Origin of the sequence: Nitratireductor soli, assembly GCF_001050155.1 — a bacterium.
In the GTDB taxonomy this organism is placed as follows: domain Bacteria; phylum Pseudomonadota; class Alphaproteobacteria; order Rhizobiales; family Rhizobiaceae; genus Nitratireductor; species Nitratireductor soli.
On record NZ_LFVY01000047.1, the window covers coordinates 1 to 1,140 of the forward strand.

Here is a 1,140-nt window from a genome sequence, read left to right on the forward strand (position 1 = left end):
ATGGATCCTTGTCTCTTCGAACTGTGATTTGATTGGAAGTGCGGACGAGACCCCGTCTGGGTCCTGGTGGTTGAGACACCGCACCTGAGCTTGGGGCTCGTCCGCATTCGACGTCAAACCTGAACAGTTGCCTGGGGCGTTCCAAACAGTTCGACCCCGCATGACAAGGACAGGCCTCATGACTTTGCCCCAATGCTACATCGGTGTCGATGTCTCGAAGAACTGGATCGACGTCTTCGTCGCCAGCACTCAGAAACTCACCCGTATTGCCAATCGACAATCATCCCTTTCCGAATGGGTAGCCGGTCTTGGCGAGGTGACGGTCATCTTCGAGGCGACCGGTCGCTACGATCACGAGCTCAGGACTCAACTCGATGAGCTCGGCATCCCTTACGTTCGCATGAACCCGTTGCGTGCACGCCAGTTCGCCCGTGCGGCGGGTTTCCTGGCCAAGACGGACAGGCTCGATGCGCGCATCCTTTGCATGATGGGCGAGGCACTGCGACCCGAACCCACCATGCCAATACAGCCGGTCCGGCAACGTCTCTATGACCTGCAGGCTCGGCGCGAGGATATCGTGGTCATGATCATTGCCGAGCAGGGTCGCCTGTCGATAGTAAAAGATCCCTTCATATGCAGTGACTTGAAGGCTTCGATACGCGCCCTGACGCGTCGGCGCGATGCGCTGCAAAAGCAGATCGACGCCCATATCGAGGCAAATCGACAACTCGCCGAGCAGTACCGGCAACTGCAATCAGCGCCAGGTGTCGGCCCGCAAGTCGCTTGCCGGCTGATGGCCTCCATGCCTGAACTCGGTCGTGTCAATCGCCGGCAGATAGCAAGTCTGGCAGGATTGGCGCCGCATGCACGCGAATCCGGACTATACAAAGGAAAGCGCACGATCCACGGCGGCCGGAGCCATGTCAGGCGCGCGATGTACATGGCAGCCCTTGTCGCCATTCGCTGGGACCAGCACTGGAAGATGGCTTATCAGACCATGCGCGAAGCAGGGAAAGCCGCAAAGACGGCGATCATCGCCGTCGCAAGGCGCCTCCTGGTCAGGATCAACGCTATGGTCAAAACCGGCCTCAGCTACCAAGTCTGAAGACAGTTGCTCGGGTCAAGCCCGAGGATGACGAG

At 59.0% G+C, this 1,140-nt stretch carries 1 protein-coding gene; it reads left to right on the forward strand.

Going from position 1 to position 1,140, the window contains the following annotated elements; all coding sequences use genetic code 11:
• Positions 1–178: 178 nt before the first annotated feature.
• A complete protein-coding gene (locus tag AB843_RS24570) occupies positions 179–1,105 on the forward strand; it encodes an IS110 family RNA-guided transposase (RefSeq protein ID WP_157384610.1) in 927 nt (308 codons plus the stop codon).
• The last annotated feature ends 35 nt before the right edge of the window (positions 1,106–1,140 follow it).

Bases quoted from the DNA above. Each gene is read 5' to 3' on its own strand.
- AB843_RS24570 (WP_157384610.1), top strand. From the start codon at position 179: ATGACTTTGCCCCAATGCTACATCGGTGTCGATGTCTCGAAGAACTGG.